This window comes from Caulobacter hibisci (assembly GCF_016135805.1).
GTDB lineage: Bacteria > Pseudomonadota > Alphaproteobacteria > Caulobacterales > Caulobacteraceae > Caulobacter > Caulobacter hibisci.
Genome location: NZ_JADWOX010000009.1, coordinates 19,501 through 32,150, shown reverse-complemented (window position 1 = coordinate 32,150; position 12,650 = coordinate 19,501). Strand labels below are relative to the sequence as shown.

At 70.5% G+C, this 12,650-nt stretch carries 12 protein-coding genes; 5 read left to right on the top strand and 7 right to left on the bottom strand.

Annotated elements, in window-relative coordinates; translation table 11 throughout:
- Window positions 1-12: 12 nt before the first annotated feature.
- Window positions 13-1,572 (bottom strand): MDR family MFS transporter, encoded by a 1,560-nt coding sequence (locus tag I4Q42_RS13925; protein ID WP_198576688.1) that lies wholly within the window; start codon window positions 1,570-1,572, stop codon window positions 13-15.
- A 353-nt stretch (window positions 1,573-1,925) separates the two neighbouring features.
- Here I4Q42_RS13925 and I4Q42_RS13920 point away from each other — a divergent pair, with 353 nt between their 5' ends.
- Both I4Q42_RS13920 and I4Q42_RS13915 read left to right on the top strand, forming a co-directional pair.
- Entirely contained in the window at window positions 1,926-2,408 is a 483-nt protein-coding gene (locus I4Q42_RS13920) for a copper chaperone PCu(A)C (RefSeq protein WP_198576687.1), read from the top strand.
- Between the two features lie 110 nt (window positions 2,409-2,518).
- A complete protein-coding gene (locus I4Q42_RS13915) occupies window positions 2,519-4,633 on the top strand; it encodes a M13 family metallopeptidase (protein WP_198576686.1) in 2,115 nt (704 codons plus the stop codon).
- Window positions 4,634-4,817: 184 nt separating this feature from the next.
- Here I4Q42_RS13915 and I4Q42_RS13910 read toward each other — a convergent pair whose 3' ends face one another.
- The gene (locus I4Q42_RS13910; RefSeq protein WP_198576685.1) at window positions 4,818-5,717 is read right to left on the bottom strand and encodes an alpha/beta fold hydrolase; all 900 of its coding nucleotides are present in this window, start codon (window positions 5,715-5,717) and stop codon (window positions 4,818-4,820) included.
- 76 nt (window positions 5,718-5,793) lie between these two features.
- Here I4Q42_RS13910 and I4Q42_RS13905 point away from each other — a divergent pair, with 76 nt between their 5' ends.
- Window positions 5,794-6,228: a DUF488 domain-containing protein gene (locus I4Q42_RS13905; RefSeq protein WP_198576684.1), complete on the top strand. Its 435-nt coding sequence runs from the start codon at window positions 5,794-5,796 to the stop codon at window positions 6,226-6,228.
- 7 nt (window positions 6,229-6,235) lie between these two features.
- Here I4Q42_RS13905 and I4Q42_RS13900 read toward each other — a convergent pair whose 3' ends face one another.
- A complete protein-coding gene (locus I4Q42_RS13900) occupies window positions 6,236-6,646 on the bottom strand; it encodes a hypothetical protein (protein ID WP_198576683.1) in 411 nt (136 codons plus the stop codon).
- 85 nt (window positions 6,647-6,731) lie between these two features.
- On the opposite strand from I4Q42_RS13900, the gene I4Q42_RS13895 reads away from it, so the two are divergent.
- Window positions 6,732-7,334 carry a class I SAM-dependent methyltransferase gene (locus I4Q42_RS13895; protein ID WP_198576682.1) on the top strand — a complete coding sequence of 201 codons (603 nt, stop codon included), beginning with the start codon at window positions 6,732-6,734 and terminating at the stop codon, window positions 7,332-7,334.
- A gap of 130 nt (window positions 7,335-7,464) precedes the next feature.
- On the opposite strand, the gene I4Q42_RS13890 is transcribed toward I4Q42_RS13895, so the two are convergent.
- On the bottom strand, window positions 7,465-8,253 hold the full coding sequence (locus tag I4Q42_RS13890; protein ID WP_198576681.1) for an SH3 domain-containing protein: 789 nt from the start codon (window positions 8,251-8,253) through the stop codon (window positions 7,465-7,467).
- 112 nt (window positions 8,254-8,365) lie between these two features.
- Here I4Q42_RS13890 and I4Q42_RS13885 point away from each other — a divergent pair, with 112 nt between their 5' ends.
- On the top strand, window positions 8,366-9,223 hold the full coding sequence (locus I4Q42_RS13885) for a crotonase/enoyl-CoA hydratase family protein (RefSeq protein WP_198576680.1): 858 nt from the start codon (window positions 8,366-8,368) through the stop codon (window positions 9,221-9,223).
- Between the two features lie 8 nt (window positions 9,224-9,231).
- Here I4Q42_RS13885 and I4Q42_RS13880 read toward each other — a convergent pair whose 3' ends face one another.
- The 3 genes from I4Q42_RS13880 to I4Q42_RS13870 all read right to left on the bottom strand — a co-directional run bounded on the left by I4Q42_RS13880 (window position 9,232) and on the right by I4Q42_RS13870 (window position 12,534).
- Entirely contained in the window at window positions 9,232-9,696 is a 465-nt protein-coding gene (locus I4Q42_RS13880) for a hypothetical protein (RefSeq protein ID WP_198576679.1), read from the bottom strand.
- A gap of 20 nt (window positions 9,697-9,716) precedes the next feature.
- Complete coding sequence (locus tag I4Q42_RS13875; RefSeq protein ID WP_198576678.1) at window positions 9,717-11,291, bottom strand: hypothetical protein; 1,575 nt, start codon at window positions 11,289-11,291, stop codon at window positions 9,717-9,719.
- Window positions 11,292-11,421: 130 nt separating this feature from the next.
- The gene (locus I4Q42_RS13870) at window positions 11,422-12,534 is read right to left on the bottom strand and encodes an SGNH/GDSL hydrolase family protein (protein WP_198576677.1); all 1,113 of its coding nucleotides are present in this window, start codon (window positions 12,532-12,534) and stop codon (window positions 11,422-11,424) included.
- Window positions 12,535-12,650: the final 116 nt, after the last annotated feature.

Below are 12,650 nucleotides of genomic sequence, written 5' to 3'. Positions count from 1 at the left end.
GAAGGACCTCTTCTATTCCTTTTCCAGCACCGGCTCCGGCGTCGGCATGCGCGAGCGCAGGGGCAGGGCGGGGACGAAGAAGATCACCACCAGGCCCAGCACGATCACCACCAGCGCCGCCTGCATCACGCCGCTGACGGCGTAGGCCAGGGCCTGGCCCAGCGCCGGGTCGCGATGGCCGCCCACCACGCCGCTCTCCAGGGCCAGGCCTTGCAGGGCGCCCAGATCCAGCTTGCCGCCGCCGTAGCTGGCCAGGCGAGTGGTCAGCAGGGCGCCGGCCACCGCCACCCCGACCGTCGAGCCGATCTGGCGGAAGAACTGGTTGGAGCTGGTGGCCACGCCGATGTCGCGCGGCGACACCGCGTTCTGGGTGGCCAGGTTGAACAGGCTCTGGTTGGGTCCCAGGCCCACGCCCACCACCAGCAGCAGCAGGCACAGCAGGTAGAGGTGGCTGATCCCGGCCAGGTGGGTCATGGGCAGCACCCCGACCAGCAGCAGGGCCGCCCCGGCCAGCATGAACGGCTTGTACTTGCCGGTGCGGGTGACCAGCTGGCCCGAGACCGACGAGCCGATGATCAGCCCGCCCATCAGCGGCAGCATGGCCAGGCCCGAGGTCGTGGCGTCCACTCCCAGGCCCAGCTGCATGTAGAGCGGCAGGAACACCGCCACCCCCATGAAGGCCATGGAGATCAGGAAGGCCGCCAGGTTGGCGGTGACGAAGGTCTTGTTCTTGAAGAGATGCAGCGGAACGATCGGGTTCGACACCCGGCTCTCGACATAGACGAAGAGGCCCAGGGCCACGGCCGCGCCGGCGAACAGGCCCACGCTCTGGGCCGAGGCCCAGGCGATGTCGTGACCGCCCAGGCTGAGCGCCAGCAGCAGCGGCACGAAGGCGGCGATCAGCAGGGCCGCGCCCAGGAAGTCGATGTTTCCCGAGCGCTGGTGCGGCAGGGCCGGCATCTTCACCAGGATCATGAACAGCGACAGCAGGCACAGCGGCAGGTTGACGTAGAACACCCAGCGCCAGCCGGCGATCACGTGGGCGCCCAGCTGGATGGTGCCGTGGTCGGTGAAATAGCCGCCGATCAGCGGGCCCAGCACGCTGGACAGGCCGAACACCGAACCGAAAATGCCGGCGAACTTGCCCCGCTCGCGCGGCGGATAGAGGTCGGCGATGATGGCGAAGGCGGTGGTGAACAGCGCGCCGCCGCCGATGCCCTGCAAGGCGCGGAAGACGATCAGCTGCACCATGCCGTTCATGCCCAGCAGCGGGCCGAACTCGCCCGACAGGCCCGACAGCCACGAGCCGACCATGAAGATCGAGATGCCGGCCACCAGCACCGGCTTGCGGCCGTAGATGTCACCCAGCTTGCCCCAGATCGGCACCATCACCGTCGAGCTCAGCAGGTAGGCGGTGGTCACCCAGCTATAGAGCGTCAGGCCGTGCAGTTCGGAGATGATCCGCGGCATGGCGGTGGAGACGATGGTCTGGTCCAGCGCGCTGAGCAGGAAGACGATCATCAGGCCGGCCAGGGTGGTGCGGCGTTCGGCGTCGGTGAATTGGCCGGTCATGCGGGGGTCCGTGGAGGGTCCGTCGAGCGTGGACGCCTCGCCTAGCACGGTTCGGGGGCGCAGGCGGAGAGGGAACGACGCCGAAGGTCGTGGTGCGAATGTTCGCGCCCCTCTCCCCCTGCGGGAGAGGGTGGCCCCCGCGAAGGCGGGGGTCGGGTGAGGGGTCTCTCAGAACGCAAAGCCGCGTGCGGCGGATCGGCTAGGCGGAGCGTCTCGTGTTTGAGAGACCCCTCATCCGTCGGCTACCGCCGCCACCTTCTCCCGCAAGGGGAGAAGGCAACTTTGAGTTGGTCGCCGCCTTTGACCGAGAAGCGTAAGCCGTCTCCCGTCGCCCCCATCCGCAGAGACCCGCCATGTGCCGCCTTGCCCCGCTGCTCGCCCTCCTGGCCCTGACGCCCGTCGTCGCGATCGCCGCGCCGCGCGGGGCGCCGGTGTCGGTGCGCGAGGCCTGGGCGCGGCCGGCCCAGGCGGGGATGAACGGGGCGGGCTACATGACCCTGGTCAACACCGGCGACCGGCCGGTGACCCTGGTCGGCGCCGCCAGCCCCGTGGCCCGGATGGTGATGATCCACCAGACCGCGATGCAGGGCGGGGTGGCCAGCATGCGGGGCATGGACGAGCCCCTGGTGATCCCGGCCGGCGGCAGCGTCAGCTTCTCGCCCGGCGGCCGGCACTTCATGCTGATGGGACTGACGGCGGGTCTGAACCTCGGCGGCCGCCTGCCGCTGACCCTGGTGTTCGACGACGGGCGGCGGGTCGAGGCCCGGCTGGCCGTGCAACGCAACGCGCCACGACCTGCGGTTGGGGGTCTGCCCGCGCCGCCGCATCGGCACTGACCGGCGATTGAGCACCCGGCTCACGCCCCTAAACATGACAGAATTTTAAGGCAGGAAATTCCGGCGCCAGGCGCAGATTGCCGCCGGTTTTCCACCGGATCTGCCTTTCTATGAAAAAAGCTTGGTTCGGCGCCGCCGCGGCGGTCGCCCTCTCGATGTCCGCCTTCGCCGCCCAGGCGCATGAGGAGCACGCCTGCGTCGACGACGCCTGCACCGTGCAGTCGCTGTTCGCCCCGGCCGCCGAAGCGGGCGGCGGCGCCGTCTCGCTGGCCTCGCCGCGCTACGGCAAGTGGGGCTTCGACCTCACCGGCATGAACGCCTCGGTCAAGCCGGGCGACGACTTCTACCAGTACGCCAACGGCAAGTGGGACGAGGTCACCCAGATCCCGTCGGACCGCACCCGCTACGGCAATTTCGACAAGCTGGCCGAGCTGTCGGAAGCCCGCACCCGCGCCATCATCGAGGGCGCCGCCGCCGGCAAGACCACCGACGCCGACAGCGTCAAGGTCGGCGCGGCCTACAAGGCGTTCATGGACGAGGCCCGCATCGAGGCCCTCGACGCCAAGCCGATCGCCGGCGAGCTGGCCGAGATCCGCGCGATCACCAGCAAGGACGACTTCACCGCCCTGATGGGCAAGAGCCCGACCACGGCCTTCGCCTCGATCCTCAGCCTCTACATCTCGAGCGACGCCAAGAACCCCAACCGCTACGCCGTCTATGCCGGCGCTGGCGGCCTGTCGCTGCCCGACCGCGACTACTATCTCGACGCCAAGTTCGCCGACAAGAAGGCCGCCTACGAGCTCTACGTCGCCAAGATGCTGGGCTATGCCGGCTGGCAGAACCCGGCCGAGGCCGCCAAGGCCGTCGTGGCCTTCGAGACCCAGCTCGCCGAAGCCAGCTGGACCCGCGTGCAGCGCCGCGACCGCGACAAGACCTACAACCCCAAGACCTGGGCCGAACTGGCCGCCCTGACCCCGGGCTATGACTGGAACCGCTACCTGGTCGGCGCCGAGTTGCCCAAGCTCGACCGCGTGGTGGTGACCACCGACACGGCCTTCCCGAAGTTCGCCAAGGTCTATGCCGACACCCCGCTCGACACCCTGAAGGCCTGGCAGGCGTTCAAGATCGTCGACGGCGCGGCCCCGCTGCTGTCCAAGCGCTTCGCCGACGCCAGCTTCGAGTTCCGCGGCAAGACCCTGTCGGGCCAGCCCGAGCAGAAGCCTCGCTGGAAGCGCGGCGTCGCCCAGGTCAACGGCATGCTCGGCGAGAGCGTCGGCAAGGTCTATGTGGCCGAGTACTTCCCGCCGGAATCCAAGGCCAAGATGGTCGACCTGGTGGCCAACCTGCGCACGGCCCTGAAGGCCCGCATCGAGGGCCTGGACTGGATGGGCCCGGAGACCAAGACCCGCGCCCTGGACAAGCTGGCCAAGTTCACCGTCAAGATCGGCTATCCCGACACCTGGCGCGACTATTCCAAGCTCGAGATCAGCGCCGACGACGCCTACGGCAACAGCCTGCGGGCCGGCGCCTTCGAATGGCGCCACGACGTCGAGCGCCTGAACCAGCCGGTCGACAAGACCGAGTGGGGCATGACCCCGCAGACGGTCAACGCCTACTACAACTCGGTCAACAACGAGATCGTGTTCCCGGCCGCCATCCTGCAGGCGCCGTTCTTCCATCCGGACGCCGACCCGGCCGTCAACTACGGCGGCATCGGCGGCGTGATCGGCCACGAGATCGGCCACGGCTTCGACGACCAGGGCCGCAAGTCCGACGGCGACGGCGTGCTGCGCGACTGGTGGACGGCCGAAGACGCCGCCAAGTTCGAGGTCCAGAAGGCCAAGCTGGGCGCCCAGTACTCGGCGTTCGAGCCGTTCCCGGGCGTGCACGTCAACGGCGACCTGACCATGGGCGAGAACATCGGCGACATGGGCGGCCTGTCCTTCGCCCTGGACGCCTACCACGCCTCGTTGAAGGGCAAGCCGGCCCCGGTGCTGGACGGCTTCACCGGCGACCAGCGGGTCTATCTTGGCTGGGCCCAGGTGTGGCGTCAGAAGAGCCGCGACGACGCCCTGAAGCAGCAGATCGCCAGCGACCCGCACTCGCCGGCCGTCTACCGCGTCAACGGCACGATCCGGAACCAGCCGGGCTGGTACAAGGCCTTCAAGATCCAGCCCACCGACAAGCTGTACATCGCGCCGGCCGATCGCGTGAACATCTGGTGATCTAAGCCCAGATCCCTCTCCCCTTGCGGGAGAGGGTGGCCCGCGAAGCGGGTCGGGTGAGGGGTCTCTCAGACGCCAGACGCCGCGACAGCCGAAAGGCCGTCGCGGCGTTTTTTCGTTCGTGCGACCCCTCATCCGTCGGCTTCGCCGACACCTTCTCCCGCAAGGGGAGAAGGATCGCGTTCTAAGTCGCCGCCTCGAAGATCGCCTCGCGGACCAGGTCGGGGCGTTCCATCGGCAGGAAGTGGCTGGTTCCCGGCACGGTCTCGATGCGCACGGCCTTGCCGCGACGGGCGAAGCTGTCGCCGGCGGCGCAGGTCGAGCCATGCTCGGCCTTGAGGATCCGCACCCGGCCGCGGAACTGGCTGACCGCGCGCCAGGGATCGTGACCCTGGGCGGCGTAGTTGGAGGCTTCCCAGGCCGGGGTGCAGGCCAGCTCGACCTTGCCGTCGGGCCGGTCCTTGAAGCCGCCGCCGACATAGTCGGCCAGCATGGCCTCGGGCCAGGTCTTGAAGGCGCCGCGCCCGCGATAGGCGTTGAAGGCGGCCTCGCGGCTGTCGAACACCTCGCGCCGGCGGGTGGCGGCCTGGGCGATCGGCAGGCGCTTCCAGAGACGCCCCGAGGTCCACGGGGCCTTGGCGTAGAGGGCCAGCATGCGCGGCATGACGACGGGATCGAGCAGCACGAGGCTGGAAACCTTGCCCGGCGCCTCGGCCGCGGCCAGCAGGCTGACCGTCGCGCCCATCGAGTGGCCGGCCAGGACCACCGGCGCCTGGTCCAGGGCCTGCAACAGGGCCAGCAGGTCGTCGCGCAGGTCGAGCCACGAGCGCCGGCCTTCGGGATCGGCGGCCAGCCGGCTGTCGCCGTGTCCGCGCTGGTCGACCGCCAGCACTCGCAGGCCGGCCGCCAGCGGCGCCAGCAGCGTGCGGTAGGTCTGGGCGTTGAAGCCGTTGGCGTGAACGAAGACGACGTCGATGGCGCGGCTGGGCGGACCAAAGTCCAGGGCGGCCATCTCGCCGCCGCCGGCCCGGCTGTCGATGGCGATGAAACGCCGCTTGGGTTCGCGGAAGACGGCGGCGTCCATAAGCCCGAGGTTCCTTCTTCGGCAGCTTGCGGCCTAAGGTAGGCGCCCGACGCCCCGCCGTCCAATGGAGCCGGCCATGAATCCGCTCGCCACCATCGGCTATGAGACCGACACGCAGGGCGGGATGATCGGGCGCCTGAAAGCCGCGCAGGTGGAACTGGTGGTCGACGTGCGGGCCGTGGCCTCGTCGCGCAAGGCCGGTTTCTCCAAGACCCTGCTGGGAAACAGCCTCGAGGCCGAGGGGATCGGCTACCTGCACCTGCGGCCGCTGGGCACGCCCAAGGCCGGCCGCGACGCCGCCCGCGCCGGACGCACCGACGAGATGCGGCAGATCTTCAGCGCTCATCTGGAGGAGCCCGACGCCCAGGTGGCCCTGGCCCAGGCGACCGATCTGGCGAAGGACAAGCGCATCGCCCTGCTGTGCTACGAGGACGACCCGGCCTGCTGCCACCGCCGCATCGTCGCCGACCGCATCCGCGCCAGCCTCAAATGCGAGGTCGTGGATCTTTAGGACACGGTCAGTCGGCCGGATCCTGGTCCGGGGCGATAGGCTTGGGCTCGGCCTCCAGATCGGCCAACTTACGCACCTTCAAAACCTTGGCGGTGCAGCGCTCCAGCACGATCTCCAGTTCGCCGCCCTGGCCCGGCGCGGGCATCTCGAAGCGGGCCGGTCCGATCCGCCGCACCGTGACGACCGTCCCGCGCGCCTCCTCTGTATGCTCGAACAGTCCGTGGGTGCCGATGTCGCCGAAGCGATGACGGAGCGCTGCGTCGAACAGGTCGTGATGCGCCTTCAGGGCCGGCGGCTGCCACTGAGCGGCTGTCAGCGGCGGGCAGGACGCCGTCGCGATGGCCGGCTTGGGCTTGGCCGCGCAGCCGGCGGTGGCGGCTGCCAAGACCCATGCTCCGACGATGATGACGCTGCGCATCACGGTTCCTCTACCGACATCTCAGGTTGATGAACGCTAGGATGCGATGTCGTGGAGAGGCAAGGCCAAGATCGCTGGAGAGTCGATGATCGAGACGGTAATTTCCGCCTATTCCACCGACGGACCGGAACTGGTCGAGCGCTTCGAGGCGATCGATCCGGCCGGGCTCTACACGCCGGTGTCGGCGTTCATCCCGACGACGCCCGCCCGCATCGCCGACATCGGGGCGGGGACGGGGCGCGACGCGGCCTGGCTGGCGGGCATGGGCCATGCGGTGGCGGCCGTTGAACCGGCAGCGTCGCTGCGGGCGGCGGGGATGGCCCTGCATCCGGACCTGACCTGGATCGATGATCGCTTGCCGACCCTGGCGCGGCTGGAAGGGCCTTTCGAGCGTCTGCTGCTCAGCGGCGTCTGGCAGCACCTGAACGACGACGCCCGCGCGGTCGCCATGCCCAGGCTGGCGGGCCTGCTGGCGCCGCTTGGGGTGCTGGTGATGTCGCTGCGCCACGGTCTCGGCGCGCCTTCGCGACCGGTGTGGCCGATCTCGGTGGAGCACACGATCGCCCTGGCGGCGGCGTCGGGCCTGCGGCTGGTCCACCGCGCCGAGGCGGCGTCGGTGCAGTCGGGGAACCTGGCGGTTGGGGTGACCTGGACGTGGGTGTGTTTGGAGAAAGCTCCTCCCCCGTGAAACGGGGGAGGGGGACCGCGAAGCGGTGGAGGGGGCGAGACTGGGCGCCGAGCTTGCGGTAGCCCCCTCCGTCACGTCGCCGGTGGCGCCGCGCCACCTCCCCCGCTTTGCGGGGGAGGTGCTTAAGTTATCAGACCGCCGTCAGCTGCCACTCGCCGCGGCCGTCCTTGCAGGCGCTGTAGCGCTCGGTGGTCGGGCGCTGGCCGCTGGTGGCGATCTGGGCGGCGATGGTGCGGCACGAGGGGGCCGGGCCGTAGTTGCCGGCGGTCAGCAGCGAGGCCGAGACATAGCCCGTCCCGTAACCGTTGCGGCCGACCAGCAGCCAGTTGGAGTTCGGGACCGCGCCCAGGATCTCGACCCGCTCGCCGGCCGACAGCTTGCCGACCACGGCGCCGCTGGTCGACGGGCCGCTGCGCAGGTTGGCGGTCGAACGGGCGGTGTAGTCGGCGCCGACGGCGTCGTAGCTGGCCAGCTGCTGGATGTTGCGCTCGAACCGCAGCTGGTCGCCGGCGATCGGCGGGCCGTAGCTGGACGAGACCACGTCGATGCGGCCCGAGGCGCCGGTGCGCGGGTTGTTCCAGGCCTGCGACTGGCCGGTCTCCAGCGCCTTCTTGGTAGCGGCCTGGGCGCGGGCGGTGTCGGTCGACTGCATGCGGCAGCCGATATAGGAGCCCGCCGCCGCGCCGGCGGCCGCGCCGACGATGGCGCCCAGGGCCTTTTCGTTCTTGGAGATCTTGCTGCCAACCAGGGCGCCGACGCCGGCCCCGATCAGGGCCCCGCCTTCCTGCTTGCCGCCCGTGCCCTCGCACGAGAACAGGCCGCCCAGCGGCTTGCCCTGGGCCAGGGCGGGAAGCGGGGCGGCCAGGCCCGTGGCCAGGACGGCGCCGATCGACAGGACGGTCGTGATGGGCTTGCGCATGACTTGAACTCCTTGGCGGGGCCAGACGCGTCGGGGAAGGCGTCCGCCGGATTTGACGTCGCCGCCGCCGCCCGTGCTATCGTTCAGGTGAACAACGATAAGGGAGGCGACGATGGGAAATGAAACACCCACACAGTATAGCTGCTTCACAGTAGAGCTCGAGGCCGGGGTCGCCCACCTGAAGCTGATAAGGGCGGAAAGCTTCAACTCCATGACGCGTTCGTTCTGGCGAGAGCTGCCGACGATCGTGAACGACCTCGACCGGCAGGGCGGGGTGCGGGCGATCGTCATCTCCTCGACCGGCAAGCACTTCAGCGCCGGCATGGACCTGTCGGTGTTCGCCGACGAGGGGATCACCGGCGGCGAGCCCGTCGATCGCCACGTCGCGGCCGAGGCCTTCCGCCACAAGGTCAAGGGCCTGCAGGAGACCTTCTCGTGCCTGGAGCGGGCGCGGATGCCGGTGATCATGGCCATCCAGGGCGGCTGCATCGGCGGGGCCGTCGACTTCGCCACCGCCTGCGACATCCGCTACGCGACGGCCGACGCCTATTTCGTGATCCAGGAGATCAACATCGGCATGACCGCCGACGTCGGCACCTTCCCGCGCCTGTGCAAGCTGATCCCCGAGGGCTGGGTCAAGGAGCTGGCCTATACCGGCCGCAAGCTGCCGGCCGCCAAGGCCCTGGAGCTGGGTCTGGTCAACGCGGTGTTCGACAGCCACGAGGCGGTGGTCGCCCACGCCCTGGAGACGGCCCGCGAGATCGCCTCGAAGACTCCGCTGGCGGTGACCGGCAGCAAGGTGATCATCAACTACGCCCGCGATCACTCGGTCGCCAACACCCTCGACTACCTGGCCGTCTGGCAGTCGGGCATGCTGGCGGGCCCGCACATGGCCGAGGCCTTCGCCGCCAAGGCCGGCAAGCGCGAGCCGGTGTTCCCCGACCTCGCGCCGATCAAGGCGGGGATCTAGGGCCCGGATCAGTCGGCGTTGCTGCGCACCACCACCGGCAGGCCGGCTTCCGGAACGGGCAGGGCGGGGCCCGGGGTGACGCCGGCGACCTGGAACCAGCGCTTGCCGGCGCGATAGCCGAACGACCAGTAGCCCTCGACCCTGGACCCGGCCGGCGGGGCCAGGGTGCGGTCCGGGGTCCAGCCGTCCTGGTCGGCGGCCTGGCGGTAGTGGGCCTCGATCGCCGCGCGGGTCTCGCCGGGCGGCGATCGGTAGGTGACGGTGTCGCCCTGGGCCTCGCCCGAGGCGGCGGCCGTCTCGGCCAGGCCCGTCTCGACGACGCGCTGGTAGGGATCGTCGGCCTGGTCCAGCGACAGCGACCGCGTCTCGACGAAGCCTGCCGGCGGCGGGGGCGGCTGTTTCGGCGGACCGAGGGCCGCCGGGCCGCAGGCGGCCAGGCCCGACAGGACGAGCGTCGCGAACAGTCGGCGCATCAGGGCTCCAGTCGGCGCGGTCAGGGCTTGGCCTGCCGCGCCACGGTGTTCAGGGCGGTGTTGTAGGCGCTCTTGGAGTTGCTGCCCACGGCCTCCTCGCCGGTCCTGGGATCGGTGGGCACGGCGGCCAGGTCCAGGGCCTCGCCGGTCGCCGCCGGATTGTCCTGCAGGGCCTTGAGCGCCGCGTTCGTGCCGATGGTCACCCATTCCTTGGCCACCGCCGCGGCGGCGCCCACGCCCTTGCCGCCGACGCCGGACTTGTCGAGGATCGTCAGCCCGCTCTTGAGCACGGCCGAGATCAGCTCGGCCTGGGCCTTCTGGTCGGTGGTGATCGAGGCGGCGGCCGCCTGCACCCCGCCGACATAGTGGCCCAGGGCCGCGGCGTTCTCGTAGCGATCCGCCGCCTGGCCGTTGGGCAGGGTGACCTGGGTCACGGCCTCGAAGCGGTCGATCGGGTTCTCGGTCTTGGCGCCGCCCACCTGCAGCTGCTGCATCATGTCGGCCAGCGGCTCGGTCTGCTTGTCGTTGAGCATCTGCTTGGCGTAGGTCGCGAAGGCCGTGCCGTCGCGGGTCTCGGCGTTGAAAGCCAGCTCGCGCATCACGCCCGAGACGTCGCTCTTGAGCACGCTGGTCAGGCCCTCGGCCATGGCGCGGGTCGCCTCGGGGCGATCGAAGGAACTGATCCCCAGCAGCAGGTTCTGGTCGGGCAGACCCTTCAACACCGCCGAGCCCTCGGCGAACAGCCGGGCCTTGAAGTCGGCGTCGGTCGACTGGGCGCCGGCCTCGAGGATGGCCTTGTAGGTCGTGGCGTCCAGGGTGGTGGCGTTGCTGTGCGCGGCGCCGGCCCCGCTCATCGAGGCGACGGTGCGCGAGGTCTCCACCCGGTCGATCGAGGCGTCGAGCACGCCGCGCAGCTGGTCGGGCGACAGGGCGTCGAAGGCCTTCTGGGCGGCGGCCGGGTCGCCCTTCAGGCTGGCCAGCACGTCGCCGACCGCGGCGGCCTCGGCGTCGCCGTGGCTGGTGACCTGGGTCGAGCCCATCAGGGTGAAGGGGCGGGTGGTGTCGGCCGTGTGGTCCAGGGTCGAGCCGGCCTGGGCCTGCACATAGGCGACCTTGACGTCGGAGGCGGCGTGGGTGGCGACCGCCTGGCCCAGGGCCTGGACGTCGGCCTTGCCGTGATAGTCGCCGCCGGCCTTGGCGAAGGCGTCCGACAGCGACTTCAGCTGCGACCCGCCCAGGTCCTTGGCCATGGCGTTGAAGAAGTCGCGCTTCTCGTCGGCCGACAGCCCGCCCAGCCCCAGGCCCTTGCCGTCGTTGACCTCGGCCGCCAGCCGGTCGAGCGAGCCGTCCTTGGCCAGGGTCTCGATGGCGGTCTTGGCGTTGGCCGAGTCCAGCTGGGTCAGGGCGCCGACGGCGGTCTTCACGTCGTCGTGGGTGATCGGGTTGAAGAAGCCGCTCTCCAGCGCCTTGTGCACCGTGTTGACGGCGGTCTGGGACGGCGGCGGCGAAGCCGGCGCCGAAGCGGGCGCCGAGGACGGCCCCGGCGATGGCGGCGGCGTCTGGCGGGATGGGGCCGAGGCGACGGAATCGAGCATGGCGACGGTGCTCCTGCTACGCGCCGCCCGGGGCTCGGCGGCGCCGGCACTCTCCGCGCCGGGACCGCCCGCCGCCAGCTAGGGAATTCCCTATGGGGAAGCCGGGCGAACGGTCCGTCGGCGCGGCTCGTTACCGCCCCAGCCACACCTCAGGCCGCTGGTCGAGGAAGGCCGAGAGCCGCGCGGAGATGCCCTGCTGGTCGCGGGCCGAGGGGTGCCAGTCGCAGGCGGTCAGTTCCATCTCGCCGACCGGGATGACGGCCAGGCGGGTCTCGCCCGCGGCCTTCAGGCGCTCGGCGACGCGGTCGACCTGGGCGGCGATCTCGTTCTCGGCGCTGGGCGGGGCCAGCAGGATCAGGAAGGCCTGGGGCTGGCGGGCGCGGATCGCCTGGGCGAAGCGGGCGTAGGTCTCGACATAGTCGTCGCGCAGGGCCTGGCGGTCCTTCCAGCGCTCGCCGGGCTTCACGGGGGTGGAGAAGTCGTTGGTGCCCAGGTTGATCACCACCACCTGCGGCGCCCAGTCGGCGTTGGCGTAGGCCGGGGCCGCGCCCAGCAGGGCCTTTGGCCAGGCCTGAGGCAGGGTGTCGCCCGCCATGCCGTCGTAGTTGCGCACGATCCCTCGGCCGGAAATGGCGTTGACCTGGTGATCGGCGCCGAAGCGGGCGGCGGTCAGCGGGCCGAAGGCGATGGAATTGTCGGTCGTGCTCCACACCTCGTCGGGCGTGCAGACGCGTTTGTCGGAGGCGTCGCCGTAGCCGACGCTGTGGGAGTCGCCGATGAACTCGATCTGGCGGCGCGGCGCGGTCAGCGGCAAGGGCTTGCCGCCCTCCAGGAAGAAGCCGCCGAAGCGGGCCGGGGCCGACTGCATCTCGCCGACCACGGCGGCGCGCACCAGGTGGCGGCCGGGGCCGAAACCGTCCAGGCGATAGAGGCCGGGGGCGGGCTTCACCAGCCGTCGAGCCGGGGCGCCGTCGACGGAAAGGTGGAGGATCTGGTCGCCGGGGCCGAGCTTGACCAGCACGCTCCCGCCCTCGAAGGCGGCTTCGAAATGGACGCCGGGCCACTGGTAGGTCCAGCCGTCCGCGCTGGCGACGACGCGGCCGCCGGTCAGGGCGGGCAGGGGCGTCAGGGCGGTGGTTTGCGGATTGACCGTCAGGCGCAGCTGGGCGGCGGCGCTGCTCGCCGCGCCGGTCGCGCAGAGGGCGCCCAGAGCCAAGGCCGTCAGAAGCCCTCGAAGTCCCATCGCGCCCTCCCATGCGTGCGTGGAGGTCGGGTGTAGCGGGCGGGCGGAATAAGGAAAGATGGAAAAGGTATCCGGGCTGGCCGTTGCCAAATCGCCGTTCCCAAACCCGAAGTCAT

Coding starts and splice junctions, on each gene's coding strand:
- I4Q42_RS13910 (WP_198576685.1), bottom strand. CDS start 5,717: ATGGACGCCGCCGTCTTCCGCGAACCCAAGCGGCGTTTCATCGCCATC.
- I4Q42_RS13885 (WP_198576680.1), top strand. CDS start 8,366: ATGGGAAATGAAACACCCACACAGTATAGCTGCTTCACAGTAGAGCTC.
- I4Q42_RS13880 (WP_198576679.1), bottom strand. CDS start 9,696: ATGCGCCGACTGTTCGCGACGCTCGTCCTGTCGGGCCTGGCCGCCTGC.
- I4Q42_RS13870 (WP_198576677.1), bottom strand. CDS start 12,534: ATGGGACTTCGAGGGCTTCTGACGGCCTTGGCTCTGGGCGCCCTCTGC.
- I4Q42_RS13905 (WP_198576684.1), top strand. CDS start 5,794: ATGAATCCGCTCGCCACCATCGGCTATGAGACCGACACGCAGGGCGGG.
- I4Q42_RS13900 (WP_198576683.1), bottom strand. CDS start 6,646: ATGCGCAGCGTCATCATCGTCGGAGCATGGGTCTTGGCAGCCGCCACC.
- I4Q42_RS13895 (WP_198576682.1), top strand. CDS start 6,732: ATGATCGAGACGGTAATTTCCGCCTATTCCACCGACGGACCGGAACTG.
- I4Q42_RS13925 (WP_198576688.1), bottom strand. CDS start 1,572: ATGACCGGCCAATTCACCGACGCCGAACGCCGCACCACCCTGGCCGGC.
- I4Q42_RS13890 (WP_198576681.1), bottom strand. CDS start 8,253: ATGCGCAAGCCCATCACGACCGTCCTGTCGATCGGCGCCGTCCTGGCC.
- I4Q42_RS13875 (WP_198576678.1), bottom strand. CDS start 11,291: ATGCTCGATTCCGTCGCCTCGGCCCCATCCCGCCAGACGCCGCCGCCA.
- I4Q42_RS13915 (WP_198576686.1), top strand. CDS start 2,519: ATGAAAAAAGCTTGGTTCGGCGCCGCCGCGGCGGTCGCCCTCTCGATG.
- I4Q42_RS13920 (WP_198576687.1), top strand. CDS start 1,926: ATGTGCCGCCTTGCCCCGCTGCTCGCCCTCCTGGCCCTGACGCCCGTC.